22 protein-coding genes are annotated in these 25447 nt (G+C 73.2%); 10 read left to right on the top strand and 12 right to left on the bottom strand.

What is annotated here, in order from left to right; genetic code table 11:
• Positions 1-29 precede the first annotated feature (29 nt).
• Positions 30-1031, top strand: coding sequence for a hypothetical protein (locus tag ACF07V_RS04115; RefSeq protein ID WP_392151290.1), 1002 nt, complete (start codon positions 30-32; stop codon positions 1029-1031).
• 303 nt (positions 1032-1334) lie between these two features.
• Here ACF07V_RS04115 and ACF07V_RS04110 read toward each other — a convergent pair whose 3' ends face one another.
• The 3 genes from ACF07V_RS04110 to ACF07V_RS04100 are packed head-to-tail and all read right to left on the bottom strand — an operon-like array spanning position 1335 to position 4256.
• Positions 1335-2141 carry an ABC transporter ATP-binding protein gene (locus tag ACF07V_RS04110; protein WP_392151289.1) on the bottom strand — a complete coding sequence of 269 codons (807 nt, stop codon included), beginning with the start codon at positions 2139-2141 and terminating at the stop codon, positions 1335-1337.
• Positions 2138-3196: a FecCD family ABC transporter permease gene (locus tag ACF07V_RS04105; RefSeq protein WP_392151288.1), complete on the bottom strand. Its 1059-nt coding sequence runs from the start codon at positions 3194-3196 to the stop codon at positions 2138-2140. The genes ACF07V_RS04110 and ACF07V_RS04105 overlap by 4 nt, the downstream gene beginning before the upstream one ends.
• A 55-nt stretch (positions 3197-3251) precedes the next feature.
• On the bottom strand, positions 3252-4256 hold the full coding sequence (locus tag ACF07V_RS04100; protein WP_392151287.1) for a FecCD family ABC transporter permease: 1005 nt from the start codon (positions 4254-4256) through the stop codon (positions 3252-3254).
• A 101-nt stretch (positions 4257-4357) separates the two neighbouring features.
• On the opposite strand from ACF07V_RS04100, the gene ACF07V_RS04095 reads away from it, so the two are divergent.
• Positions 4358-4984, top strand: coding sequence for an HAD family hydrolase (locus ACF07V_RS04095; protein WP_392151286.1), 627 nt, complete (start codon positions 4358-4360; stop codon positions 4982-4984).
• A 2-nt stretch (positions 4985-4986) separates the two neighbouring features.
• On the opposite strand, the gene ACF07V_RS04090 is transcribed toward ACF07V_RS04095, so the two are convergent.
• Positions 4987-5250, bottom strand: a complete 264-nt coding sequence (locus ACF07V_RS04090) for a hypothetical protein (protein ID WP_392151285.1) — start codon at positions 5248-5250, stop codon at positions 4987-4989.
• Between the two features lie 143 nt (positions 5251-5393).
• Between ACF07V_RS04090 and ACF07V_RS04085 the strand changes: the two genes are divergently transcribed.
• Complete coding sequence (locus ACF07V_RS04085) at positions 5394-5777, top strand: cold-shock protein (RefSeq protein ID WP_030694234.1); 384 nt, start codon at positions 5394-5396, stop codon at positions 5775-5777.
• Between the two features lie 66 nt (positions 5778-5843).
• On the opposite strand, the gene ACF07V_RS04080 is transcribed toward ACF07V_RS04085, so the two are convergent.
• The 4 genes from ACF07V_RS04080 to ACF07V_RS04065 form a co-directional block, all read right to left on the bottom strand.
• A complete protein-coding gene (locus tag ACF07V_RS04080) occupies positions 5844-6695 on the bottom strand; it encodes a 1,4-dihydroxy-6-naphthoate synthase (protein WP_392151284.1) in 852 nt (283 codons plus the stop codon).
• Positions 6692-7429, bottom strand: coding sequence for a futalosine hydrolase (locus ACF07V_RS04075; protein ID WP_392151283.1), 738 nt, complete (start codon positions 7427-7429; stop codon positions 6692-6694). The genes ACF07V_RS04080 and ACF07V_RS04075 overlap by 4 nt, the downstream gene beginning before the upstream one ends.
• A gap of 7 nt (positions 7430-7436) precedes the next feature.
• Positions 7437-7919 carry a DUF2771 domain-containing protein gene (locus ACF07V_RS04070; protein ID WP_392151282.1) on the bottom strand — a complete coding sequence of 161 codons (483 nt, stop codon included), beginning with the start codon at positions 7917-7919 and terminating at the stop codon, positions 7437-7439.
• Positions 7920-8105: 186 nt separating this feature from the next.
• A complete protein-coding gene (locus ACF07V_RS04065; RefSeq protein ID WP_392151281.1) occupies positions 8106-9488 on the bottom strand; it encodes an MFS transporter in 1383 nt (460 codons plus the stop codon).
• A 448-nt stretch (positions 9489-9936) separates the two neighbouring features.
• On the opposite strand from ACF07V_RS04065, the gene ACF07V_RS04060 reads away from it, so the two are divergent.
• The 3 genes from ACF07V_RS04060 to ACF07V_RS04050 all read left to right on the top strand — a co-directional run bounded on the left by ACF07V_RS04060 (position 9937) and on the right by ACF07V_RS04050 (position 15711).
• Positions 9937-10866, top strand: a complete 930-nt coding sequence (locus tag ACF07V_RS04060; RefSeq protein ID WP_392151280.1) for a DUF3027 domain-containing protein — start codon at positions 9937-9939, stop codon at positions 10864-10866.
• A gap of 764 nt (positions 10867-11630) precedes the next feature.
• Positions 11631-14774, top strand: coding sequence for a sacsin N-terminal ATP-binding-like domain-containing protein (locus tag ACF07V_RS04055; protein ID WP_392151279.1), 3144 nt, complete (start codon positions 11631-11633; stop codon positions 14772-14774).
• Positions 14775-14886: 112 nt separating this feature from the next.
• Entirely contained in the window at positions 14887-15711 is an 825-nt protein-coding gene (locus tag ACF07V_RS04050) for an alpha/beta fold hydrolase (protein WP_392151278.1), read from the top strand.
• Positions 15712-15714: 3 nt separating this feature from the next.
• Here the strand turns inward: ACF07V_RS04050 and ACF07V_RS04045 are convergent, their stop codons facing one another.
• Complete coding sequence (locus ACF07V_RS04045; RefSeq protein ID WP_392151277.1) at positions 15715-18123, bottom strand: cation-translocating P-type ATPase; 2409 nt, start codon at positions 18121-18123, stop codon at positions 15715-15717.
• Between the two features lie 88 nt (positions 18124-18211).
• Complete coding sequence (locus tag ACF07V_RS04040; RefSeq protein ID WP_392151276.1) at positions 18212-18547, bottom strand: DUF2530 domain-containing protein; 336 nt, start codon at positions 18545-18547, stop codon at positions 18212-18214.
• A gap of 153 nt (positions 18548-18700) precedes the next feature.
• Here ACF07V_RS04040 and ACF07V_RS04035 point away from each other — a divergent pair, with 153 nt between their 5' ends.
• Positions 18701-20152 (top strand): NCS2 family permease, encoded by a 1452-nt coding sequence (locus tag ACF07V_RS04035; RefSeq protein ID WP_392151275.1) that lies wholly within the window; start codon positions 18701-18703, stop codon positions 20150-20152.
• Here the strand turns inward: ACF07V_RS04035 and ACF07V_RS04030 are convergent.
• Positions 20122-20346 carry a hypothetical protein gene (locus ACF07V_RS04030; protein ID WP_369145751.1) on the bottom strand — a complete coding sequence of 75 codons (225 nt, stop codon included), beginning with the start codon at positions 20344-20346 and terminating at the stop codon, positions 20122-20124. The two genes, ACF07V_RS04035 and ACF07V_RS04030, sit on opposite strands and share 31 nt — an antisense overlap.
• Positions 20347-20546: 200 nt before the next feature.
• Here ACF07V_RS04030 and ACF07V_RS04025 point away from each other — a divergent pair, with 200 nt between their 5' ends.
• A complete protein-coding gene (locus tag ACF07V_RS04025; protein ID WP_030693586.1) occupies positions 20547-20990 on the top strand; it encodes a MarR family winged helix-turn-helix transcriptional regulator in 444 nt (147 codons plus the stop codon).
• A gap of 26 nt (positions 20991-21016) precedes the next feature.
• The gene (locus ACF07V_RS04020) at positions 21017-22354 is read left to right on the top strand and encodes an MFS transporter (protein WP_392151274.1); all 1338 of its coding nucleotides are present in this window, start codon (positions 21017-21019) and stop codon (positions 22352-22354) included.
• A 178-nt stretch (positions 22355-22532) separates the two neighbouring features.
• On the opposite strand, the gene ACF07V_RS04015 is transcribed toward ACF07V_RS04020, so the two are convergent.
• Positions 22533-23033 carry a GNAT family N-acetyltransferase gene (locus ACF07V_RS04015; protein ID WP_392151273.1) on the bottom strand — a complete coding sequence of 167 codons (501 nt, stop codon included), beginning with the start codon at positions 23031-23033 and terminating at the stop codon, positions 22533-22535.
• A gap of 110 nt (positions 23034-23143) precedes the next feature.
• On the opposite strand from ACF07V_RS04015, the gene ACF07V_RS04010 reads away from it, so the two are divergent.
• Positions 23144-25375: a hypothetical protein gene (locus tag ACF07V_RS04010; RefSeq protein ID WP_392151272.1), complete on the top strand. Its 2232-nt coding sequence runs from the start codon at positions 23144-23146 to the stop codon at positions 25373-25375.
• The last annotated feature ends 72 nt before the right edge of the window (positions 25376-25447 follow it).

Genomic DNA, 25447 nt, shown 5'->3' with positions numbered 1-25447 from the left:
ACCGGGCGAACCGGCCGTGGAGGGGCATCGTGGGGATCGAGAGCGACCGTCTGGTCTACGACTATCTGAGCCGGGTCGGCGATCTGGCACAGCAGCGGCAGCTGCCGGCGAGCGACCGGATGAAGCTGGTGTCCGGCCTGCGGAACGAGATCGACCGGCGGCGCGCCACGCACGGCGAGGAGGGCGAGGCGGCGGTACGGGGCATCCTCGGGTCCCTGGGGACCCCGGACGAGGTCGTGGACCGCGCGGGCCCCTCGGGCGAGCGGCCGCTGCCGAAGCCCCGCACCGGGCCGGACGGGCCACGGGTCGACCCGCGCCCGGCTTCGGGCGTGTCGGCGCCCGGGGGCTCCCGTGCGGCCGCCCCCGGCGCGGCGGGCCCCGCGATCCCGGCCCAGGACGACCGGGGCCCCGACGGCCCGGTCCGCCGCCGGTCCGGCGGCGCGGCGGACTGGTGGCGGACGGACCCCGACACGGACGACCCCGACGCCGACGACGGCTTCCCGGGCTTCGTCGGCGGCATCGAGCGCCCCGACCTGTTCACGCCGCCGCCCCCGGAGGAGGACGAGGACGACGCGGCGGAGGAGCCGTCGTCGGGGAAGCGGCGCCGCCTGGTCGGCCTCCTCCGGCGCCGCAAGGCCGAGGAGGCGGCCCCCGAGGAGGCGCCGGAGGCCGAGGAGGCCCCGTCCCGCGCCCGCCTCGCGAACCCCTTCGTCCTGCTCGCCGCGCTGCTGCTGCTCGGCGGCGCCGTCTTCGGCTCGCTGGTCGCCCTCGCGGCGGGCTGGCTGATCGCGTACGCGTCCCGCCGGCTGACCCCGGGCGAGGTCAAGGGCGCGGTCCTCGTGATCCCCGGCCTCGCGGCCGCGAGCGGGATCGTCTGGCTGTGGGGCCGGGTCCAGGGCCGCTGGGGCGAGGCGGTGGCGCCGGGGGGTGAGGCGATGGGCGCGGCGATCGGGGAGACGTGGCCGTGGGTCCTCCGCGGCGCGGCGATCGCGTCGTCCCTCTTCCTCCTCTGGCGCTCCCGCAAACACTGAGCCCGCCGTTGTGGGCAGGCGTTCCGCAAGGGGCGGAACGGGTGGGCACAACGGACCCGCGCCCTGCCGGCGCCAGAGGCTTCCGCGCCTGGACCCGCACCACGTTGTGCGCCGCCGCTGAGCTGTGGGTCCAGGCGCGGAAGGCGGGGGCGCGGCCAGGCGCGCCGTCCCGTGTGCCCACCCTCCCCCAAGCTCTCGGCTTCGCTCGAGCAGGGGGGACCCCATCGCCCCAGCGGGACGATTGCCCACACGGCGGGTGGGCGGGGGCGCCGCCCAGTCGGGCGCGGGGGCGCGCGGGTGTCGTCAGTCGGGGAGGCGCTGGTCCGCGTGCCACGGCGACCCCGGTACCACCAGGGGTGAGCCCGTCACCGGGTCCGGGACCACGACCGACGACAGGCCGAAGACGTCCCGTACGAGCTCCGCCGTGACGATCTCCGACGGCGGGCCCTCCGCGACCACCCGCCCCGCCTTCATGGCGACGAGGTGGTCGGCGTACCGGGCGGCCTGGTTCAGGTCGTGGAGGACGAGGACGACGGTCCGGCCGCGGAGCCGGTTGAGGCGGCGGACCAGGTCGAGGACCTCCACCTGGTGGGAGATGTCCAGGTAGGTGGTGGGCTCGTCGAGGAGGAGCAGGTCGGTCTCCTGGGCGAGGGCCATCGCGATCCACACCCGCTGCCGCTGCCCGCCCGAGAGCGCGTCGACGGACCGGTCGGCGAGCGCGGCGACGTCCGTGCGGTCCATGGCGTCGGCGACGGCCCGCTCGTCCTCCTCGGACCACTGCTTCCACCAGGCCTGGTGCGGCTGGCGGCCGCGGGCGACGAGGTCGGCGACGGTGATGGCCTCGGGCGCGACGGGCGTCTGCGGCAGCAGGCCGATGGAGCGGGCGATCCGCTTGGTGGGGAGCTTCGCGAGCGACTCCCCGTCGAGGAGGACCGCGCCGCCCGCCGGCTTCAGCAGCCGTCCGAGCGCCCGGAGCGTCGTGGACTTGCCGCAGGCGTTGGGGCCGACGATGACGGTGACCTTGCCGTCGGGGATCGCGAGGTCGAGTTCCTCGACGACGGTCCGGTCCTCGTACGCGAGGGAGAGTCCACGGGCCTGCAGCCTGCTCACGTTGTGCCTCCAACGGCTCGGCTCCGGACGATGAGCCAGATCAGGTACGGGGCGCCGACCGCCGCCGTGAGGACACCCACGGGCAGTTCGACGGGGGAGAGGAGCCGCCGGCCGAGGAGGTCGGCGACGACGACGATCACCGCGCCGGTGAGCGCGGAGCAGAGCAGCGGGATCTGCGCCGTCCGGGTCATGCGGCGGGCGATCTGCGGGGCGAGCAGCGCGACGAAGTCGACGGGCCCGGCGACGCCGGTCGCCACCGAGGCGAGGACGACGCCGACGGCGACGAGCCCGAGCCGGACCCCGCCGAGGCGGGCCCCGAGCGCGGTCGCGGTGTCGTCGTCGAGGGACACGGTCCGCTGCGCGCGGGCCGCCCAGAGGACGGCGGGCAGCAGCAGGAGCAGTGTCCAGCGGATCGGCGCGGACTCGTCCCAGCCGCGCCCGTTGAGGGAGCCGGTCATCCAGATCTGGGCCTGCTGGGCGACGAGGTAGTCGCCCTTCGTCATGAAGAGCGTGATGAGGGACCGCAGCGCGATCGCGATGCCGATGCCGATGAGGACGAACCGGGTCGCGTGCAGCCCGCCGCGCCAGGCGAAGGCGTACACGAGGGCGGCGGCGAGGATGCCGCCGGCGATGGAGACGTACGGCAGGACGGTGTACGAGGTGAGGCCGAAGGTCATCGCGGCGACGGTGACGGCCCCGGCGCCCTGGCTGATGCCGATGATGTCGGGGCTGGCGAGCGGGTTGCGGGCCACGGTCTGGATGAGGCCGCCCGCGATGCCGAACGCGGCGCCGACGGCGAGCGCGACGACGAGCCGCGGCTCGCGCAGCTCCTCGACGACGAACGCGGACGGCGACGGCTCTCCGAGGAGGATCCGTACGACCTCGCCCGGGGAGACGGACTTCTCGCCGACGCAGAGGTACGCGACGCAGGCCGCGGCCAGGAGCAGCAGCAGGCCCGTGGCGACGAGGGCGGAGCGGCGGTGGACGAGGAAGGAGGCCCGCCCGGCGCGGACGAGCCCGTGTCCGGCGGGGCGGACGGCCGTGGTCGTACTCATGCGCACCGCCCGGCGAGCGGAAGCCCGTGTCCGGTGGGGCGGATCTGAACGGTACTCACGCGGGCACCACCTTCCGCCGTACCAGGGTGACCAGGAACGGCACGCCGATCAGCGCGGTCATGACGCCGGCCGGCACCTCGCCGGGCGGGAACACGATCCGTCCGGCGACATCGGCGGTGAGCAGCATCACCGGTCCGATGACGGCGGCCATCGGCAGTACCCACCGGTGGTCGGAGCCGACGACGGCGCGGGCGATGTGGGGGACGGCGAGGCCGACGAAGGCGACGGGCCCGGCGGCGGCGACGGCCGCGCCGGTGAGGACGGTGGCGCCGAGCCCGCCGACGATCCGTACGGTCGCGACGCGCTGCCCGAGGCCCTTGGCGACGTCCTCGCCGAGCGCGAGCGCGTCGAGTCCGCGCGCCACGGAGAGCACGAGGACCGCGCCGAGCAGCAGGAAGGGCCAGATCTGGCCGACGATCTCGGTGTCGCGGCCGTCGAGGGAGCCGATCTGCCAGAACCGGAACTCGTCGAGCGCCGAGGCCCGGGTGGTGAGGACGCCGGTGGTGACCGAGAGCAGCAGCGCGTTGATCGCGGCTCCGCCGAGCGCCAGTTTCACGGGCGTGGCGCCGCCGCGTCCGGAGGCGGCGATCGCGTACACGGCGACCGAGGCGAGGGCGGCGCCGGCGAAGGCGAACCACACGTAGCCGCTGAGCTCGTGCACTCCGAGGAAGGCGATGGCGAGGACGACGGTGACCGAGGAGCCCTGGCTGATGCCGAGGATGCCGGGGTCGGCGATCGGGTTGCGGGTGATGCCCTGGAGGGCGGTGCCGGCGAGCGCGAGGGCGGCGCCGACCATCAGCCCGATGAGGGTCCGGGGGACGCGGAGCTGCCGGACGACCTCGGCGTCGTCGCCGGTCGCGCCGTGCAGCAGGGCGTCGAGGACGGTGGAGGGCGCGATGGGGCGGGCGCCCACGGCGAGGCTGAGGAGGACGGCGAGGAGCAGGGCGACGAGGGCCGCCGAGGTCGCGAGGACCCGTCTGGTTCGGAAAGCGGCTGGCATCGGGACCCATCGGCGGAGTGCAGGTTTGGTTAGGCTCGCCTCAGTTTAAGCAGCGCCCCTGTGCGAACACCTGTGCACCCGCGGCCCCCGACAATGGGCCCATGACCACGACACCGCCCGTGAACCCGCCCACCGTCGGCTTCGACCTCGACCTGACCCTGCTCGACACCCGCCCCGGCATCAGGGCGACCTGGGTCGCCTTCTCCGCCGAGGTCGGGGTCCCGGTCGACGCCGACCTCGTCGTGAGCCGCCTCGGGCCGCCCCTGGAGCAGGAGATGGCGCACTGGTTCCCCGCGGAGCACGTCACCGAGATGACCGCCCGCTACCGGGCGCTCTACCCCTCGTACGCGATCGAGCCCACGGTCCCGATGCCGGGCGCCCGGGACGCGATCGAGGCCGTGCGCGAGGCGGGCGGCCGCACGATCGTCGTCAGCGCGAAGAACGGGCCGCACGTCGAGCTGCACCTCGCCCACCTGGGCATCGAGCCCCACGCGGTCGCGGGCGGCCTGTGGGCCGAGGGCAAGGCGGAGGCCCTGCGCGCGCACGGCGCCACCGTGTACGTCGGGGACCACGTCGGCGACGTCCGGGGCGCCGCCACGGCGGGCGCCCTCTCGGTGGCCGTCGCGACCGGCCCCTGCCCCGCCGAGGAGCTCCGGGCGGCCGGCGCGGACGTGGTCCTGCCGGACCTGACGGACTTCCGTGCCTGGTGGGAGGGGTACCTGGCCTGAGCTCAGGCCGTCCGGCCGGAACGGGCCTGCCGCCGCTGGGCCGCGACCGACCGCAGCACCCCGGCGGCGGCGACCAGGAATCCGACGCCCATCAGCATCGACACGAGGTACGCGACGGTGGGGAACGGGTCCGTCCCGAGGAACAGCGGGGCCACCGTGACCAGCGTCGCGACCGCGCCGATGGCGAACAGCACGACACCGGCCTTGACGAGGCCGTCACCGGGCGCACGGTCGTCCGACGGCACGGCGGGGGTTTCACTACGCATCCGGCCAGGGTAGTTCCCAGGCCGGAGGAACACGTCGGCGACGTCTTGTCACCGGCTTCCTGACCATTAGCCTGGTGCCGGCGGGTCGGCCGACGACCCGCCGTTTGCCATCCCCATCGACGAGGACGAGGACGAGGACAGACGTGCCTACCGGCAAGGTCAAATGGTTCAACAGCGAGAAGGGCTTCGGCTTTCTCTCCCGCGACGACGGCGGCGACGTCTTCGTCCACTCGTCGGTGCTCCCTGCCGGAGTCGACGCACTGAAGCCTGGTCAGCGGGTGGAGTTCGGGGTCGTCGCCGGTCAGCGCGGGGACCAGGCGCTGTCCGTCACGATCCTCGACCCGACCCCGTCCGTCGCCGCGGCGCAGCGCCGTAAGCCCGACGAACTGGCGTCCATCGTGCAGGACCTGACGACGCTCCTGGAGAACATCACGCCGATGCTGGAGCGCGGCCGCTACCCGGAGAAGGCGGCCGGCAAGAAGATCGCGGGCCTGCTGCGCGCGGTCGCCGACCAGCTCGACGTCTGATCCTCCGGCCGCCCTCGCACTGCTTCGCAGGCTTCGGGCGGCTGCCGGACTCCGTCCGGCGCCCCGCTACGGAAATCGCAGCGCGTCCGGGCCGAGGGGCGGTACCAGTCCCTCGGCCGCGGCGCGCGTGAGCAGCCCGCGGACCGCCGCGTAGCCGTGCTCGCCGAGGTCGGCCGTGAACTCGTTCACGTAGAGACCGATGTGCTGGTCGGCCACCTTCGGGTCCATCTCCTGGGCGTGCTCCATGACGTACGGCCGGGAGGCCGCCGGATCGTCCCAGGCCATCCGCACCGACGCCCGGGCGGACTCGGCGAGCAGCGCGAGGGTCTCGGCGCCCAGCGAGCGGCGGGCGACGATCGCGCCCAGCGGGATCGGGAGCCCGGTCGTGGACTCCCAGTGCTCGCCCATGTCGGCGAGGCAGTGCAGCCCGTAGTTCTTGTACGTGAAGCGGGCCTCGTGGATGACGAGCCCCGCGTCGACCTTCCCGTCCCGCACGGCGGGCATGATCTCGTGGAACGGCATCACGACGACCTCGCCGACGCCTCCGGGCACCTTCTCGGCCGCCCACAGCCGGAACAGCAGGTACGCGGTCGAGCGCTCGCTCGGCACCGCGACCGTCTTCCCCGCCAGGTCGGCGCCCGTGCCCGCGTCGCGGGTGAGGACGAGCGGCCCGCAGCCCCGGCCCAGGGCGCCGCCGCAGGGCAGCAGGGCGTACTCGTCGAGGATCCACGGCAGCACCGCGTACGACACCTTCAGGACGTCGTGCGTGTCGGTGCCGCTCTCCGCCCAGCCGTTGGTGACGTCGATGTCCGCGAACGTCACGTCGAGCCGGGGCGCGCCCGGGACCCGGCCGTGCGCCCAGGCGTCGAAGACGAAGGTGTCGTTCGGGCAGGGCGAGTAGGCGATCTTGAGTTTCACGCGTGCGCCTCCACGAAGACGGTGCTGCCGAGCAGCTCGAAGGTGTGCCGGAGGGCGCCCAGGGCCTCGCCGATGCGCCAGGCGGCGCGGTCGCGGGGTCCGACGGCGTTCGACACGGCGCGGATCTCGACGACGGGCACCCCGTACGGGGCGGCGGCCTCGGCGACGCCGAAGCCCTCCATCGCCTCGGCGGCGGCCGTCGGATGCCGCTCCGCGAGCTCGGCGGCGCGGCCGGCGGTGCCGGTGACGGTGGAGACGGTGAGGACCGGAGCGAGGGCGTACGGCGGGCCTCCGGCGGCCTCCAGGGCCGCGGTGATCCGCCGGGTCAGCGCCTCGGGCACGGGATGGACGGAGCGGCCGAAGCCGAGCTCCTCGACGGCGAGGTACCCGTCCGGGGTCTCGGCCCCGAGGTCGGCGGCGACGATCGCCGACGACACGACGACGGACCCGAGCGGCGCGGCCGGCTGGAACCCGCCGGCGATCCCGGCGGAGACGACGAGCCCGTACCCGTACGGGTCCCCGGTCAGCGTCCCGTACGCGAGCGCGGTCCCGGTCGCGGCGGCGACGGCCGCGGGGCCGACCCCGCCCACGAGCACATCGAGGCGGCCGTCGTGACGGCGCAGGGTGAGCCCCCCGGGCAGCGCGAGGAGCTCGGGTTCGCCGAGGCCGAGGCCGGCGGAGACGGAGTCCGCCTCCGCCGCCACGGCCGTCACGATCAGGATCCGGTGGACCACCGGCGGATCAGGAGTCCTTCTTCAGCTGGAAGTGCCAGATACCGGTCAGCTCCTTGCCGGTGTTCTCGACGATGGTCACCTGGGTCTTGTCGGTGGCCTCGCCGGTCGGGGACTGGGAGAAGAAGGCGCTGGCCGGGATGGACCGGTACGTCTTCTTGTACGGCTCCTGCTCGGCCTGCTGGCCGCCGAGGAAGATCGTCCAGCCGTGGTCGGCGATCTCCGGGTCGACCCCGAAGCGGATCTTGTCGTCCGCGGAGACCGTGATGGTCTTCTCGGCCTTCTTGTTGAGGCACTGCTGGATCTGCGACTCCTTGATGGCGTCGCCGTCGTTGTAGCAGGCGGCCTCGGAGTGCACCGAGTCGGTCCCGACCGTCAGGGTCGCGAGCGGAGTCGGCTTGTCGCAGGCGGAGAGTACGAGGAGCCCGGCGGAGACGGCCCCGAGGGCGACGGCGGCCCGGCGGCGCGAGCCGGAGAAGAACGCAACGGTCATGAGCCGAAGGCTATCGGGCCGCCGCGTCCGCGCCACGCGGGGGTACGGCGTGCCGCCACGGCGTACCGCTTCGTACGGAGTGTCCGGGATCGCGCACGGAGGGTCCGCGGCGCCGTCCACGACGCCCCGGGGCCCGTCCCCCGGACCACGGCCGGGCCCGTGGGACACCCCCTGGGCCACCTTCCCCTAGGCCACCTTCGCCTTGGACCGGCCGCCCTTCGGGCCCGGGCGGCGGCGGGCCTCCGACAGCAGGCCGCGGACCGACAGGAGCGCGCCCAGGGCCAGGATCCCGGCGGCCACGGACATGCCGAGGGTGCCGTTCAGGGGCAGGGCGATGCCGATCCCGCCGCCCACCACCCACGCCATCTGCAGCGCCGTCTCGGAGCGGGCGAACGCCGAGGTCCGCACCAGCTCCGGCACGTCCCGCTGGATCAGCGCGTCCAGGGACAGCTTCGACAGGGCCTGGGTGAGCCCGGCGACCGCGACGAGGACGGCGACCATCAGGCCGCCGAAGAAGACGGCCGTGCAGATCGCCGTGGCGCAGACCGTGCTGATCATCGTGGCGATGATCACCTCGGGCCCGTGGCCGCGGTCCCGCAGCAGCGAGCCGGCCGCCGTACCGCAGGCGTTCCCCGTGCCGGCCGCCACGCCCACGATCCCCAGGGAGACGGCGGCGCTCTGCCCCGACAGCGGGTGCTCGCGCAGCAGGAACGCCAGGAAGAAGATCAGGAAACCGGACAGCATGCGCTGCGCGGAGTTCGCCTGCAGGCCGTGCAGCACCGCCGGTCCCACCGTCCGCAGGCTCGGCTTCTTCTCGCCGTGGGTCAGCAGGTGCGCCCGCCGCTCGCCCTTCGCGGAGTCCACCTTGGGCGGCATCCGCAGCGCCCAGAACGTGCCGAGAAGGAACAGGGCGCACGCCCCGTACAGCGGCCAGCCCGGTCCGATCAACTGGAGCCCCGCCCCGATGGGCGCGGCGATGCCGGTCGCGAGCAGCCCCGCCAGGGTGACCCGCGAGTTCGCCTTCACCAGCGAGAAGTTCGGTGGGAGGAGCCGGGGCACGACGGCACTGCGGACGACCCCGTACGCCTTCGAGGCCACGAGGACGCCGAGCGCCGCCGGATACAGCTCCAGACCGCCGGTCGCCACGGCGCCCGACATCATGATCGCGAGGACCGCGCGGGTCAGCATCGCGCCCGCCATCGCCGCGCGCCGCCCGTGCGGGATCCGGTCCAGGAGCGGTCCGATCACCGGGGCGAGGAGGGTGAACGGGGCCATCGTGACGGCGAGGTAGAGCGCGACGCGGCCGCGGGCCTCGTCGGTCGGCACGGAGAAGAACACCGTGGAGGCGAGGGCGACGGTGATCATGACGTCGCCGGCGCCGTTCACGGCGTGCAGCTCGATCAGCTTCCCGAGCCCCGACTCGCCCGCGCCGTGCGCGTGCGTCGCCTTCCGGATGCCCTTCGCGGTCCCGGTGAACGGCAGGTGCAGGGCGCGCCCGACCTTCCGGCCCGCTCGGCGGAGCGGCCCGGCGGGATCATGCGATCGTACGGGGGACCGTGCGGCTGCCACTCCGTCATAGTGCCCCACGGGCGCGCCCGGCGAACCGTGGCACGACGAGGGACCGCGTACGGGACGGGGTTGCGTACGGGTTGCGTACGGGTCGGCCACGGGTCGGGTACGGCTCGGGTTCGGGCCGTCGCACGGGGCGTACGGGCCGCCGCGTCCGGCCTGTTCGGCCACGCGGGCCGTCCGCGATACGGGCCACTTGGGACGGGCAGGTGGGCGGAGGCCCGCGAACGGGGTAGCGTGCGTAGCGCGTCACCGGCGGAATCTCTCGGCCGCGCGCCTCTTCGGCATCCCGCAGAATGGATGACGTTAGGTGTGCCCGAGACGCGCGAGACAAGTCGGGTGCGGACGTCGATGCGGCCCTCTGGTCCGCTCCGCCCGCCGCCCGTGGCTTCGCTCCCGCCCCTCGGCCGGCGCACCCGTGAGACGGCGTAGGAGAGAAGCGAGACCTGTGAGTGCTGCGACGACGCGAAGCGGTACCCCGCGTACCCCGCGAGCCACGCGTACCCCCGACCGCCTGTGCGCCGAGGCCGTAGACCTCGCGCGGGAGGCCGCCGAGGAGGCGGCCGCGCCCGGGATCGTCGGCGCACACGTCGAGGTGGTCGCGGAGGGCGACCGCGTCGTCACGCACTACTTCGAGTCCAAGGAGCCCGGCTACCGGGGCTGGCGCTGGGCGGTGACCCTCACCCGCGCCTCCCGCGCCAAGAACGTCACGCATGACGAAACCGTCCTGCTGCCGGGTACGGACGCCCTCCTCGCCCCCGAGTGGGTGCCGTGGAGCGAGCGGCTGCGGCCCGGCGACATGGGACCGGGCGACCTCCTCCCCACCGAGCAGGACGACCTCCGCCTGGAGCCCGGCTACTCCGGGGAGGACGCGCCGCCGCCGAACTCCGCCGTGTCCGAGGAGATGTCGGAGCACCTGGACGAGGAGGACGCCGAGCTGACCTCGCGCACCCCGTCGCGGGGCGCGATCGCCGCGGTCGCGGAGGAACTCGGCATGCGCCGGGCCCGGGTCCTGTCCCGGTACGGCCTCCACGTGGCGGCGGACCGCTGGGACGAGGCGTTCGGCGCGAAGACCCCGATGGCCCAGGCGGCGCCGGCCTCGTGCGAGTCCTGCGCGTTCCTGGTGCCGCTGGCGGGCTCCCTGAAGCAGGCCTTCGGCATCTGCGCGAACGAGTTCTCCCCGGCGGACGGCCGGGTCGTGTCCCTCGCGTACGGCTGCGGGGGGCACTCGGAGGCGGCCGTCATGCCGAAGCCGCCGCGGCCGGCGCCGCCGGTGCTGGACTCCATGGCGGCGGACGCGTTCCCCCTCCGCCCGGCGAAGGACTCCGGCTCCACGACGGAACCGGACGCGTCGTCGGAAGACCTGGGCCACTCGTAACACCCCCGGGCCCCGGGCCCCGGCCCCGCCCCGAGCGGCCCGCACCCGCGCGGGGCGGCGCCTGTACAGGGCGGTGCCGACCGCCCACCCGCGTGTGGCGCCGCGCCCGTGCAGGGCGGTGCCCTCCGCCCACCTCCGTGTGGCCCCGCGCCCGTCCGGGGCGGCGCCCCTCGCCCACCCCCCCCGTGTGGGCAATCGTCCCGCTGGGGCGATGGGGGTCCCCCCCTGTTCGAGCGAAGCCGAGAGCTTGGGGGAGGGCGGGCACACGGACGGTGCCCCTTGCCGGGCCTGGGCTTCCGCGCCTGGACCCGCACCCCGTGTGCGGCGCCGTCGTGGGGTTGTGCCCACCCGTTCCGCCCTGCGGAACGCCTGCCCACAACCGGTGCGGCGAGGGCGCGGCCCGCGGCGGGTGCGGGCACACAGGCCGGGCCCGCGAGGGTGCTGCCCGCCCCTTGCGGAACACCTGCCCGCAACCCGGGCCACAGAGGGCGCGACCCGCGACGGGTGCAGGCCCGCAACCCGGGCCACAGGGGGCGCGGCCCGCGGCGGGTGCGGGCCCGCAAGCCGGGTTCGCGAGGGCGCGGCCCGCGGCGGGTGCGGGGGGCCGTGGGGGTGCTGCCCGTCGTCGGCACGGCCCCGGGCGAACGACCCCGCGCGCCCCCGCCCGCCGACGCGCCCCGTCCGCCCCCGTGCCGCGCCGCACGGTACCTTCGGGCCCTGCAGCATCCCCGTACCCGGGCCCGCCAGCATCCCCGACCCGCAGAGTGGAGTCAGACGTGAGCGTCAGCGTCCGGACGACGACCGACGGAACCGATCCCTTCGGCACCGCACGGCTGCGGCGGGGCGTGCTCGACGCCTGGGGCGCGAGTCCGGCCCGCTTCCGGGAGGACGCCAACGCCGAGGAGGACCTGGCCCTCGGCGGCTACCGCGACCGCCTCGTCGTCGAGCTGGCGCAGAACGCCGCCGACGCCGCCCACCGCGCCGGCGTCACCGGCCGCCTCCGCCTGACCCTGCACCCCGCGGACCACGAGGGCCCCGCGGTCCTCGCCGCCGCGAACACCGGCGCCCCGCTGGACGCCGCGGGCGCCGAGTCGCTGTCGACCCTCCGCGCGTCCGCCAAGCGCGAGCAGACGCACGGCGCGGTGGGCCGTTTCGGCGTCGGTTTCGCCGCCGTTCTCGCCGTCTCCGACGAGCCCGCCGTCCTGGGCCGGCACGGCGGCGTCCGCTGGTCCCTCGCCGAGGCGCGCGAACTGGCCGCCGAGGCCGCCCGGTACAGCCCGGGCCTCGGCGACGAGCTGCGCCGCCGCGACGGCCACGTCCCCCTGCTCCGGCTTCCGCTGCCCGCCGAGGGCACCGCGCCCGAGGGCTACGACACCGTCGTCGTCCTCCCGCTGCGGGACACCGCCGCCGAGGACCTGGCGGAGCGGCTGCTCACGTCCGTCGACGACGCCCTGCTCCTCACCCTTCCGGGTCTCGCCGAGATCGTCGTGGAGACGGCCGGGGGCGTGCGGACCGTCCGCCGTTCCGAGGACGACGGCTATGTCCGCATCGACGACTCGGCCACGGGCAGTCACCGCTGGCGGACCGTCAGCCACGGCGGCCCCCTCGATCCGGGCCTGCTGAAGGACCGACCGGTCGAGGAGCGGCTCCGCCCGCACTGGTCGGTGACCTGGGCCGTACCCGTGGACGGGGAGGGGGCGCCGCGTTACCCCCGTACGACCCCCGTCGTGCACGCGCCGACCCCCACGGACGAGCCGCTCGGCATCCCCGCCCTCCTCATCGCGTCCCTCCCGCTGGACACGGCCCGGCGGCACCCGGCGCCCGGGCCGCTCACCGACTTCCTGGTGCAGCGGGCGGCCGACGCGTACGCCGAACTCCTCGCCGACTGGCACCCGGTGACGACCGCGACCCTCGACCTGGTCCCCGGCCCGCTCGGCAAGGGGCATGTCGACGGGGCGCTGCGCGAGGCGATCCTGGACCGGCTGCCGAGGGTCGCGTTCCTGGCCCCGGCCGCGCCGTCCGAGGAGCTGCCGGCGCTCCGCCCGATCGAGGCGGAGGTCGTGGAGGGCGCGGGCGCGGAGACCGTCGACGTCCTCGCCGAGGTCTTCCCGACGCTCCTTCCCGCCGGTCTGGAGCGCCGCCCCGAGCTCCGTACGCTCGGCGTCGGCCGTGTTCCCCTCACGGAGGCGATCGACCGTCTGGCCGGGGTGGACAGGGCGCCGACGTGGTGGTGGCGCCTGTACGACTCCCTCGCGGGCGTCGACCCGGACCGTCTGTCGGGCCTCCCGGTGCCGCTCGCGGAGACGGAGGAGGGTGCCAGGATCCGTACGACGATCGGCCCCCGCCAGGTCCTCCTCCCGCAGGACCGGACGCCCGCCGAGCTGACCCGCCTGGGCCTGAAGGTGGCGCACCCGGAGGCGGCCCACCCGCTGCTGGAGAAGCTGGGGGCGCTGCCGGCCACGCCCCGCGCGGTCCTGACGACGCCGCAGGTGCGGGCGGCGGTCGCCGCGTCCCTCGACGCGGGGGAGATCTGGGACGAGGACGCGGACTCGCTGGACGCGGAGGAGCTGGCCGACACGGTCCTCGCGCTGGTCCGCGACGCGGAGCTCGGCCCCGGCGAGGAGCCGTGGCTGGGCGCGCTCGCCCTCCCCGACGAGGACGGCGAGCTCTCCCCGGCGGGTGAACTGGTCCTTCCGGGCTCGGCGTTCGCGGCCGTGATGCGCGAGGACGAACTGGCCTTCGTGGACGCCGAGCTGGCGTCCCGCTGGGGCGAGCAGCCGCTCGCCGCCTGCGGGGTCCTGGCGAACTTCGCGCTGGTCCGCGCGACCGATCTGGTCCTCGACCCGGACGAGGTCGAGCCGCGCGAGGGCGATTTTCCGGAGCCGGACGACGCCGGGCTGCTCGACGCGGTCGACGTGTGGTGCGAGGACGTCCTGGACCGGCTGCCGATGACGGCGGTGCCGCCGGTGGCGACGGAGATCGTGGCCGTACGGGACCTGGACCTGGTCGACGACGACGCCTGGCCGCAGGCGCTCGCGCTCCTCGCGCAGCCGCCGCTCCGGGACGCCCTGACCCAGCCCGTACGGATCCTCCTCCCGGACGGCACGACGCAGACCGTCCGCTCGTACACGGCCTGGTGGCTGCGCGACCACCCCGTCCTGGACGGCCGCCGCCCGGCGGGCCTCCGCGCGGAGGGCTCGGACCCGCTGCTCTCCGGTCTCTACGACTCCGCCGACGCGACCGGCTTCGAGGACGAGCAGGTCCTCCGCGCCCTGGGCGTCCGCACCTCGGTCGCGGCGCTCCTGGACGAACCGGGCGGCGCGGCGGAGCTCCTGGCCCGTCTGGCGGACCCGTCGCGGGAGGTGACGGCGCCCCAGCTGCACGCCCTGTACACGGCCCTGGCGGACCTGGACCCCGATCAGGTGACGCTCCCCGACGACCTGCGGGCGGTCGTGGACGGCGCCCTCGTCGTGGTCGAGGCCTCGGAGGCCCTGGTGGCGGACGCCCCCGACCTCCTCCCGCTGGCCGGCGACCTCCCGCTCCTCCCGGTCTCCCCGACCCGCGCGGACGACCTGGCCGACCTCTTCCAGGTCCGGCGCCTGAGCGAGGCGGTCGAGGCCGAGGTCACGACGGTCGGCGAGGAGCACGAGGTCCCGCCGTCGGTCCATGCCCTGCTGGGTCCGGCGACCCCGTCCTCGTACATCGAGCACGAGGAGCTGCTGGCGGGCGGCGTCGAGCTCGACTGGCGCCGCACCCCCGACGGCGTCGTCCACGCCGCGACCCTGGAAGGCGTGGCGGCGGGCCTCGCCTGGGCGGCCGGCCAGTGGCCCCGCCGCTTCGAGGTGGCGGCCCTCCTGGAGGACCCGTCGAGGACGGCGGAGCTGGCGAGGGACCGCTGGTTCGACTGACCGGGGGCCGTGGCGGCGCGGCGGCGGGAGAGATGCGGAACGGTGCTGGTAGAGACCTGAGCGGTGGCGGGCGTCACGACCCGTCGCCCCACCCGCCCCGAGGAGGCACCGCATGCCCCAGGTACGCGCCAACGGCGTGGATCTCGCCTACGACTCGGTGGGCGAGGGCGAACCGCTCGTTCTCGTCCACGGTTCGTGGAGCGACCGTACGAGCTGGCAGGGGGCGATCGAGGCGGACATCCGGGCGTCCTTCACCGTGGTCGCGTACGACCGCCGGGGGCACGGCGACAGCGGGTCGGTGCCGGGCCAGGGCACGAGGCGGCAGGACGAGGACGACCTCGCCGGCCTGATCGAGGGGCTCGGCCTCGCCCCCGTGCACGTCGCCGGCAGCTCCTTCGGCGCGTCGATCGTCCTGGGCCTCGCGGCCCGCAGGCCGGAGCTGTTCCGCAGCATCACGGTGCACGAGCCCCCGCTGGTGGGTGTCGTGGCCGACGACCCGGTGGCCATGGCGGAGCTGCAGCAGACGTTCGTCTCCTTCGACGCCGTCCTCGACCACCTCCGCAAGGGGGAGGACGAGCAGGGGGCGCACGCGTTCGTGGAGGAGGTGGCCCTGGGCCCCGGCATGTGGGACCGGCTCCCGGCCTCGATGCGCGAGACGTTCGTGCGGCACGGCCAGACCTGGCTGGACGAGCAGAACGACCCGTCCTGGCCGGACCTCGACCTGGAGGGCCTGGCCGCCTGCACGGTCCCGGTCCAGCTGAGCCGCGGCACCGAGAGCCCCGCCTGGTTCGGGACGGTCCTGGACCGCCTGGCCGCGGTCCTCCCGCATGCCCGCCAACAGACCTTCGAGGGCGCGGGCCACATCCCGCACGTCACCCACCCCGAGGAGTACGCGACCGTCGTCACCCGTTTCATCCGGACGGCCGCCGACGGCTGAGCGCTACGCCGGGAACCTCCGGTCCACCCAGCGCCACGCCAGCTCCAGCAGGCCCGCGCCCGCCGCCGCGATCGCCACCGCCGTCCACGGCATCGTCACGCCCACCAGCTTCAGGGCGAAGAACTCCTGGAGCCAGGGGACGGCGAGGACGAGGAGGAAGGCGGCGGCCATGGCGGCGACCAGGGCGAGGCGCCACCAGGTGTAGGGGCGGGCGATGATCGCGAGGACCCACATGGAGACCAGGAAGAGGGTGAGGGTGGCCGCGCTGGTCTCCGCGCCCAGGGCGTCCTCGCCCGTGTAGTAGTGGCGGGCCAGCAGGTAGGTGGTGAAGGTGGCCGCCGCCGCGACGACGCCGCCGGGGATCGCGTACCGCATGACCCGTCGTACGAAGTTCGGTTTCGCGCGTTCCTTGTTGGGGGCGAGGGCGAGGAAGAAGGCCGGGACGCCGATGGTGAGGGTGGAGAGCAGGGTCAGGTGGCGGGGGAGGAAGGGGTACTCCACCTGGGAGCAGACCACCAGGACGGCCAGGAGGACCGAGTAGACCGTCTTCGTGAGGAAGAGGGTGGCCACGCGGGTGATGTTGCCGATCACCCGGCGGCCTTCCGCCACCACCGAGGGGAGCGTCGCGAAGCTGTTGTTCAGGAGGACGATCTGGGCCACCGCCCTCGTCGCCTCCGAGCCCGAGCCCATCGAGACGCCGATGTCCGCGTCCTTGAGGGCGAGGACGTCGTTGACGCCGTCGCCCGTCATGGCGACCGTGTGCCCGTGGGACTGGAGCGCCGCCACCATGTCCCGCTTCTGCTGCGGGGTGACCCGGCCGAAGACCGCGTTCTCGTCCAGGACCTTCGCCATGTCCTCCTGTGCGGTGGGCAGGTGGCGGGCGTCCACGGTGTTCTCCGCGCCCGGCATGTCGAGCTTTCCGGCCACGGCTCCCACCGAGACCGCGTTGTCGCCGGAGATGACCTTGGTGGCGACGTTCTGGTCGGCGAAGTAGGCGAGGGTGTCGGAGGCGTCGGGGCGCAGTCGCTGTTCCAGGACGACGAGGGCGGTGGGGTGGGTGCCGGCGGCCACCTCGGGGGAGTCGAGTTCGTGGGCCGTACGGGCGAGGAGGAGGACCCGCAGGCCCTGTTCGTTGAGGTGGTCGATCTCCGTGAGGGTGGTGTCGTCCGCCGCGAGGAGGACGTCCGGGGCTCCCAGGAGCCAGGTCGAGTTCTCTCCGTTCCCCTCGCTGAACGACGCCCCGCTGTACTTGCGGGCCGAGGAGAACGGGAGCGCTTCGGTGCAGCGCCACTCGACCGTGTCCGGGTAGGCGTCGATGATGGCCTGGAGGGAGGCGTTCGGGCGCGGGTCGGACTCGCCCAGGGCGCCGAGGACCTTCCGTACGTAGGTCTCGTCGCTGCCGTTCAGGGCCCGCAGCTCCGTGACGTCCATGCCCCCTTCGGTGAGCGTGCCCGTCTTGTCCAGGCAGACCACGTCCACCCGGGCCAGGCCCTCGATCGCCGGCAGCTCCTGCACGAGGCACTGTTTGCGGCCGAGGCGGATCACGCCGATCGCGAAGGCGACGGAGGTGAGGAGGACGAGGCCCTCGGGGATCATCGGGACGATGCCGCCGACCGTGCGGGCGACCGCGTCCTTGAAGTTGTTGTCCTTCACGACGAGCTGGCTGATGACGAGCCCGATCGCGGTCGGGATCATCATCCACGTCACGTACTTGAGGATCGTGGAGATGCCCGTACGCAGCTCGGAGTGGACCAGGGTGAAGCGGGACGCCTCCTCGGCCAGCTGGGCGGCGTACGCCTCGCGGCCGACCTTGGTGGCGGTGAAGGCGCCGCCGCCGGCGACCACGAACGAGCCGGACATCATGCGGTCGCCCGGCTTCTTCACCACCGGGTCCGCCTCGCCGGTGAGCAGGGACTCGTCGATCTCGAGGCTGTCGGCCTCGGCCACCTCGCCGTCGACGACGACCTTGTCGCCCGGGCCGAGCTCGATCAGGTCGCCCAGGACGATCTCGGAGGTGGACAGCTCGGCGGCGACTCCGTCGCGGCGGACGGTGGGTTTCGCCTCGCCGATGACCGCCAGACCGTCGAGGGTCTTCTTGGCGCGGAGCTCCTGGACGATGCCGATGCCGGTGTTGGCGATGATCACGAAGCCGAAGAGGCTGTCCTGGATCGGCGCGACGAAGAGCATGATCACCCACAGGACGCCGATGATCGCGTTGAAGCGGGTGAAGACGTTCGCGCGGACGATCTCCGTGGTCGAGCGGGAGCTCCGTACGGGTACGTCGTTGACCTCGCCGCGCGCGACGCGTTCGGCGACCTCGGCGGAGGTCAGTCCGGCGGGCCGGTGCACCACGGGCGGCCCGGTCGTCGCCGTCCCGCCGCCGTCCGCGTCGATCTTCGCCCGCTGAGTCATGTTCTCGACGGTACGACCGGATGCGGTCGTTCACCTGCCGAGGAGGGCGAAGATCGGACCGGAGGAGGAGAGGGATCGTCCCCTGGTGCTACGCGCTCGCGCCGGGGTGCGACTCGGGGCCCTGCGCCGCCCGGCCCGCCTGCCCTGCCTGGGCCGACCGGTCCGCCTGCCCTGCCTGCGCCGCCGCGTGGCGCTTGATCGCCGCGTCACGCTTCCGTACGTACCAGATGCCGATCAGGCCGAGCCCCGCGCCCGCCAGGCACGTCCACACCCACCAGGTGAGGTCCCGGTCGTCGAACCAGCCGTAGAACGGGACCTGGACGAGGAAGAGGACGAACCAGAGGATCGTTCCGCCGGTGATGGTGGCGACGACCGGCCCCTCGAGGGGCTCGGGTGCCTCGTGCTTCGGTGTCCACTTCGCCATGGGGCTCAGTTTAGGCCGCGTGTTTCTGTGTCTACGCGCGGAGATGGACTGCCACTCGTTCATGTGTTCATACTGAAACGGTTTGCCTCTGGCGGGTTTCCCTCGTATGAACCGCCAAAAAAGGACTTCTGAGACCTCCGAAGAGGAACCCCCATGAGTACGACGGCCACCGCCAAGGCCATGCCCCCGGAGACCCCCCAGGACCAGGGCCCCGTCTCCGGCCTCGACCGCTACTTCAAGATCTCCGAGCGCGGCTCCACCGTCGCCCGCGAGATCCGCGGCGGCTTCGCCACCTTCTTCGCGATGGCCTACATCATCGTGCTGAACCCGATCATCCTCGGCAGCGCCAAGGACATGTACGGGCACCAGCTCGACAGCGGTCAGCTCGTCACCGCCACCGTCCTCACGGCGGCGTTCACCACCCTCCTCATGGGTGTCATCGGCAACGTCCCGATCGCCCTCGCCGCCGGCCTCGGCGTCAACACGGTCGTCGCCCTCCAGCTCGCGCCGAAGATGTCCTGGCCGGACGCCATGGGCATGGTCGTCCTCGCCGGCCTCGTCGTCATGCTGCTCGTCGCCACCGGTCTGCGCGAGCGCGTCATGAACGCCGTCCCGGTCGGCCTCCGCAAGGGCATCGCGATCGGCATCGGCCTCTTCATCATGCTGATCGGCCTCGTCGACTCGGGCTTCGTCTCCCGCATCCCCGACGCCGCGCACACCACCGTCCCGCTCCAGCTCGGCGGCGACGGCCACCTCACCGGCTGGCCGGTCCTCGTCTTCATCCTGGGCACGCTGCTCACCCTCGCGCTGATCATCCGCAAGGTGCCGGGCGCGATCCTCATCTCGATCGTCGCCATGACCGTCGTCGCCATGGTGATCAACGCGGTCGCGACCGTCCCGTCCTGGGGCCTCACCACCCCGGAGTGGCCGGGCAACCCGGTCGCCTCGCCCGACTTCGGTCTCGTCGGCCAGGTCAGCCTCTTCGGCGGCTTCGGGAAGGTCGGCTTCCTGACCGGCGCCCTCTTCGTCTTCACCGTGCTGCTGTCCTGCTTCTTCGACGCCATGGGCACGATCCTCGGCGTCGGCGACGAGGCCAAGCTGATCGACCGGGACGGCAACTTCCCCGGCATCAACAAGGTGCTCCTCGTCGACGGCCTCGCCGTCGCCTCCGGCGGCGCGACCTCCTCCTCCGCCACCACCTGCTTCGTGGAGTCCACGGCAGGTGTCGGCGAAGGCGCCCGTACCGGTCTCGCCTCGGTGGTGACCGGCGGGCTGTTCTCGGTGGCGCTGTTCCTCACGCCGCTCGCGACCATGGTGCCGTCGCAGGCCGCGACCCCCGCGCTGCTCGCGGTGGGCTTCCTCATCCTGGCCGGGTCGGTCAAGGACATCGACTGGAGCGACTTCACCATCGCGGTGCCGGCGTTCCTGGCCATGGTGATGATGCCGTTCACCTACTCGATCACGAACGGCATCGGCATCGGCTTCATCGCCTTCAGCGTGCTGCGTCTCGCGACCGGCCGGGGCCGTGAGGTCCCGGTGGCCATGTACGTGGTGTCGGCGGTCTTCGTCTTCTACTACGCGATGCCTGCGCTCGGCCTGACCTGATCCCCGGGCGCGTCGGACGCCCCGTAGAACTTCTCCGTCTCGTCGACGGCGGTCTTGAACCGCTCGTCGAAGTCCTCTCGAATGAGCGTCCGGGCCACGTAGTCCTGGACGCTCATTCCTCTTTTCGCTGCGTGACTCCTGAGCCGGTCGAGCAGCTCACCGTCGATGCGCAGGCTGAGCACTGTCGATCCCATGCCGTTCAGGGTCGGGGCAGCCGGGGCCTCTTTGCGTCACTTTCCGGATCCGACTCACTCATTTGGGTGATACATGGATGCCGAAGCGTGATCTGGCGTGTGCCGTGCTGTCACCTCGCGCGGCGGTTGTGGGTGTGATGCGTGTGACGCCCGCCCGCTCCTGTTGGTATTTAGACAGAGTAATGAGTTAGGCTAACGACATGCCAGATCTGTCCCACGGCACCGCCGACGACGCCGCGGCCGTGAACGCGCTCCGCTCCTCCGTCATGCGACTGGGCCGACGCCTCAAGCACCAGCGCGTCGACGAGTCGCTGAGCCCCACCGAGATGTCGGTGCTCGGCACCCTGTCGCTCTGCGGCTCCGCCACCCCCGGTGAGCTGGCGCGCAAGGAGCACGTCCAGCCGCCGTCGATGACCCGCATCGTCGCGCTGCTCGAAGCCAAGGGACTGGTCCGGCTCGAGCCGCACCCCGACGACCGCCGGCAGAAGGTGGTCAGCCAGACCGAGCAGGCCGAAGCCATGCTCGAAGAGTCCCGCCGCAAGCGGAACGCCTGGCTGGCCTCCCTCGCCGAAGGCCTGGACGAGGACGAATGGGCGAAGCTGCGCGCGGCCGCCCCGGTCCTGGAGAAGCTCGCCCACCTTTAACCGAGGCGCCAAGGAGGCGACGCACTTTGAGTACGGGACCCGGAGCAGACTCCGCACCCGTCCATAAACCCACCCTCAAGACCCGTGGGCGGGGGGAAACCTTCTCCTCGCTCCGCATCCGCAACTACCGGCTGTTCTTCACCGGAGCCATCGTCTCCAACACCGGTACCTGGATGGCCCGGATCACCCAGGACTGGCTGGTCCTGAGCCTCACCGGCTCGGCCGCCGCCGTCGGCATCACCACGGCCCTGCAGTTCCTGCCGATGCTGCTCTTCGGCCTCTACGGCGGTGTCATCGCCGACCGCTACCCGAAGCGGCGCCTGCTCCTCGTCAGCCAGGCGGCCCTCGGCCTGTGCGGGCTCGCGCTCGCCGCCCTCACCCTGTCCGGATCCATCCAGGTCTGGCACGTCTACCTGATCGCCTTCCTCCTCGGCATGGTGACGGTCGTCGACAACCCCGCCCGGCAGACCTTCGTCTCCGAGATGGTCGGCCCCGAACAGCTCCGCAACGCCGTCTCCCTGAACTCCGCGAACTTCCAGTCCGCGCGCCTCGTCGGACCGGCCGTCGCGGGTGTCCTCATCGCCGGGGTCGGCAGCGGATGGGCCTTCCTCCTCAACGGGCTCTTCTTCCTCGGGCCCATCGTCGGCCTGCTGCTCATGCGGCCCGCCGAGTTCCACCCGGTGGAGCGCGTCCCGCGCGGCAAGGGCCAGCTGCGGGAAGGACTGCGGTACGTGGCGGGCCGACCCGACCTGATCTGGCCGATCGTCCTCGTCGGCTTCATCGGGACCTTCGGGTTCAACTTCCCGATCTGGCTCACCGCCTTCTCCGGCGACGTCTTCCACGTCGGCGCCGGGTCGTACGGCCTCCTCAACACCCTCATGGCCGCCGGCTCCCTCGTGGGCGCCCTCGCCGCCGCCCGCCGCGGTTCCACACGGCTGCGGATGCTGGTGATCGCGGCGGCCGTCTTCGGCGTCCTGGAGATCGCGGCGGCCCTCTCGCCGGCCTTCTGGGTGTTCGCGCTGCTGCTCGTGCCGATCGGCATGATCGGCCTCACCGTGAACATCACCGCGAACTCGGCCGTCCAGATGGCCACCGACCCCGCCATGCGGGGGCGGGTCATGAGCCTCTACATGATGGTCTTCGCCGGCGGTACGCCGATCGGGGCCCCGCTGCTCGGCTGGGTCACCGACACGTACGGCGCGCGCGTCGGCTTCGCCACGGGCGGCGTCATCTCGCTCGCCGCGGCGGTCGTCGTGGGCCTCGTCCTGGCACGGGTCGGCGGCCTCAAGGTCGCGATGGGCTGGCACCACGGGCACCCGCAGGTGCGGTTCGTGGCGCGGGAACGGCTCGCGACGGCGGCCTGACGGCGGCCTGACGGCGGCCTGGCGAGGGCCTGACCACAGCGCGCGGGACCGCGCGACCGCGCGCAGGGGTACGCGTCGGAGTACCTGACGGAGTACACGACGGGCGGGCCGGGGCTTGGTGGCCCCGGCCCGCCCGTCGCTACGTCACCTTCCACGGCTGATCCGTCGGAGGGTCAGGTCAGAACCGCCGCTCCAGTACCTGTCCCGGCCAGTCGCCGACCTGGAACGGTTCGGTGCGGGTGAAGCCCTGGCCCTCGTAGTACCGGATCAGACGGCCCTCGCTGCCCGCGAAGCAGTCCACCCGGAGCAGCGACACCCCCTGGCGCCGGGTCTCCGCCTCCGCGTGCGCGAGGAGGGCCGCTCCCACGCCGTGACCGTGGAAGCGGGCGTCCGTCGCCAGAAGGCGGACGTACACCTCGGGCTCGGCGGCGGGTTCGATGTACTGGCCGGGGTGCGGCGTGAGCGTCATCGTGCCCGCCGGTGCGCCGTCGATCTCGACGATCCACGGATCGCCTTCGGACATCGTCCGCTCGACCTGCTCCACCGCCTTCGGTCGCCCGGAGAACGACTCGGTGCCCCACTGGGCGGTGATCCCCTTGTCGTTGAGCCACACCACGGCGCTGTCGAGTATCGCGAGTATCGCGGGGAGGTCCTCCGCCCCGCCCTTCCGGATCTTCATGCCGGAGAGGTTAGTCGTACAACCCTTCGGCGACGGCGGCGGTCAAGGAGGACGTATCCGTTGGGGTTGGGGAGGAATACGTCTTGCGTGCTCATTTGTCTCGTCGTCGGGTGTCCTCGGTCACGGTGGGCGTCGTCGTCGCACTGGCTGCCGTGTCGTTGACCCCGGCCGCCCATGCCGTGCCCCTCTCCGCGGCTCGGACCGCGGCCACCGCGCCGATCCCGGTGCCGTTCCTGGCCACGGGCGGCAGCCTGAACGGTGCGGGGGCCACCGGATTCCTGTCCCGGGACGAGGACGGCAAGAGCCGCTGGACCCGGTACGCGGACGGCGTCTCGACGGTGATCGAGACGACCTATCTCCAGGGCGTCACCGGCTCCGTCTCGGACGAGGTGGCGGTGCTGGGGAGCAATTGGCACGAGTACGGCATCTCCTCGGTGACGTTCCGCGACATGGCCTCCGGCGCCGCGCCCTTCACCGTGGGCATGGACAACTGGTCCGAGGACCTCCGTGGCGTGGTCGGCTCGACGGCCGTCGTGGACAAGAGGGAGGAAGCCGGACCGGTGAAGCTCGCCGGCCGGACCGGCGTTCGCAACATCACCGGCCTGGACGGTGGCCTCTACGAGGACTTCTACCCGAACGACAGCCTGAAGGGCGCCATGCTCGGCCACGGCGTCACGGCCTCCGGCGGGTCCGTCATGGCGGTCGTCGACATCGCTTCCGGCCGCGTCCTCGAGGAGTACCCGGTCGCCCCGGGCGGTGGGGTGCTCGGGTCCCCCTCCTTCACGGCGACCCGTGTCGCGTGGACGGAACAGAGGGACGGCAAGCGGATGCTCGTCACGGCGGTCCGCGGCGCGAAGGACACCACGTCCACTCCGCTCGACTACGGAGCGGAGGACGAGGTCGAGGGCCATCTGGTCAGCGACTGGTACGTGTCGGGTCTCGTCGGCGGCGCCGCCATCAAGCCCCTCACGGCCCGCTCACTGACGGACGGGACCACTCTTCCCCTCCTCGCCCACGCCAGCAGCGTCACGAGGGCGGTCGACGGCACGCTGCTCGCCCTCGGCAGCACCGCCGACCGCGGCAGGGGCGTCTACCGGATCGCGCCGGGCGCGGACGGGAAGGCGACGGCCCAGCTGATTGCCTCCGACGGCCTGCCGGGCGGCGACCTCGAGCCCGTCACCTACTCCGGCAGCAACATCCCGGCGACGATCGACCTGGACGGGGTCGCCAAGACCCCCCTGAGGTGGAAGTTCTCCACGACCAGGGCGGATCTGTCGGTGACCCTCACGCACAAGGAGTCGGGGAACCAGTTCACTCGGACCCTCCGGCCGTCCTCCGGCGTCGGTGCCTACCCGGATGGCTCGCTGGGGCTCGACTGGACGGGCGACTTCGGGGCGGAGAACGGCCTGGGCGAGAAGGCCGCGTCCAACGGCGACTACACCTGGGCGGTCACGGCGAGGCCGTGGAACGGGCTGGCCCCGGTCACCGCCACCGGCAGCTTCACGGTGGTCCGCAGCCCCAAGACGCACGACTACACCGACAACGGCTCGCCGGATCTGTTCGCCCGGGACAAGACCGGCGATCTCCACCGGATCGACACGCGCTGGGACGACGCGACGGGACGACTCGTGCCCGCCTCCGACTGGGACCACTCGTCTCCCATCGACGTGAACTACGACATCTACGACCGCTTCGAGTCCATCGGGGACGTCGCCGGCTCGAACGTGCCCGACGTGGTCGGCCGTGACGCGTGGGGCGACCTCTGGCTCCATCAGGGCACCGGAAGCAGCCACGCGGCCTCTTTCCAGCCCCGGGTGCGCATCGGCTCCGGCTGGTGGCGGTACTACGAGATCGCGGGCGGCAGCGACCTGACCGGCGACGGGCGCGCCGACACCGTCGCCATCGAGGACGGGGGCGACCTGTACCTGTATCCGGGGACGGGGAACGCGACCGCGCCCTTCGCGCCCCGCAAGAAGATCGGCTTCGGCTGGAACATCTACAACCAGCTGACGGCCGTCGGGAACGTCGCCGGCGCGCCCGCCGGTGACCTGCTCGCCCGCGACAAGGCCGGCGTGCTGTGGCTCTACCTGGGCAAGGGTGACGGCACCTACGCGCCCCGGGTCAAGGTCGGCGCCGGCTGGGGTGTGTACAGCGACATCGTCGGCATCGGCGACGGCAACAAGGACGGCCGCCCCGACCTGTTCGCACGCGGCCCGCAGAACACCTCGTACTTCTACGCCGGTACGGGCGACTGGCGCGCCCCCTTCAAGCCCCGGGCGTCCACCCAGGTCGGTGTGTACCGGGAAGGCGCCTACGGCATGCCGTTCAACAAGTTCGCCTGATCCGCGCGACCCGCCGTACAACCGTTCGGCGGGGTGGCGGGTCTTGCAGTGCGTCTTCATGAGGTTTGGGGA

Origin of the sequence: Streptomyces sp. NPDC015661 (assembly GCF_043077765.1) — a bacterium.
In the GTDB taxonomy this organism is placed as follows: domain Bacteria; phylum Actinomycetota; class Actinomycetes; order Streptomycetales; family Streptomycetaceae; genus Streptomyces.
Note: the sequence above shows the minus strand (reverse complement) of the source record. Positions and strands in the feature narration are given on the sequence as shown.

What these genes read in the sequence shown, in the direction of transcription:
- ACF07V_RS04105 (WP_392151288.1), bottom strand. Translation starts at nt 3,196, where the DNA reads ATGAGTACGACCACGGCCGTCCGCCCCGCCGGACACGGGCTCGTCCGC.
- ACF07V_RS04100 (WP_392151287.1), bottom strand. Translation starts at nt 4,256, where the DNA reads ATGCCAGCCGCTTTCCGAACCAGACGGGTCCTCGCGACCTCGGCGGCC.
- ACF07V_RS04095 (WP_392151286.1), top strand. Translation starts at nt 4,358, where the DNA reads ATGACCACGACACCGCCCGTGAACCCGCCCACCGTCGGCTTCGACCTC.
- ACF07V_RS04090 (WP_392151285.1), bottom strand. Translation starts at nt 5,250, where the DNA reads ATGCGTAGTGAAACCCCCGCCGTGCCGTCGGACGACCGTGCGCCCGGT.
- ACF07V_RS04070 (WP_392151282.1), bottom strand. Translation starts at nt 7,919, where the DNA reads ATGACCGTTGCGTTCTTCTCCGGCTCGCGCCGCCGGGCCGCCGTCGCC.
- ACF07V_RS04050 (WP_392151278.1), top strand. Translation starts at nt 14,887, where the DNA reads ATGCCCCAGGTACGCGCCAACGGCGTGGATCTCGCCTACGACTCGGTG.
- ACF07V_RS04045 (WP_392151277.1), bottom strand. Translation starts at nt 18,123, where the DNA reads ATGACTCAGCGGGCGAAGATCGACGCGGACGGCGGCGGGACGGCGACG.
- ACF07V_RS04040 (WP_392151276.1), bottom strand. Translation starts at nt 18,547, where the DNA reads ATGGCGAAGTGGACACCGAAGCACGAGGCACCCGAGCCCCTCGAGGGG.
- ACF07V_RS04035 (WP_392151275.1), top strand. Translation starts at nt 18,701, where the DNA reads ATGAGTACGACGGCCACCGCCAAGGCCATGCCCCCGGAGACCCCCCAG.
- ACF07V_RS04030 (WP_369145751.1), bottom strand. Translation starts at nt 20,346, where the DNA reads ATGGGATCGACAGTGCTCAGCCTGCGCATCGACGGTGAGCTGCTCGAC.
- ACF07V_RS04025 (WP_030693586.1), top strand. Translation starts at nt 20,547, where the DNA reads ATGCCAGATCTGTCCCACGGCACCGCCGACGACGCCGCGGCCGTGAAC.
- ACF07V_RS04015 (WP_392151273.1), bottom strand. Translation starts at nt 23,033, where the DNA reads ATGAAGATCCGGAAGGGCGGGGCGGAGGACCTCCCCGCGATACTCGCG.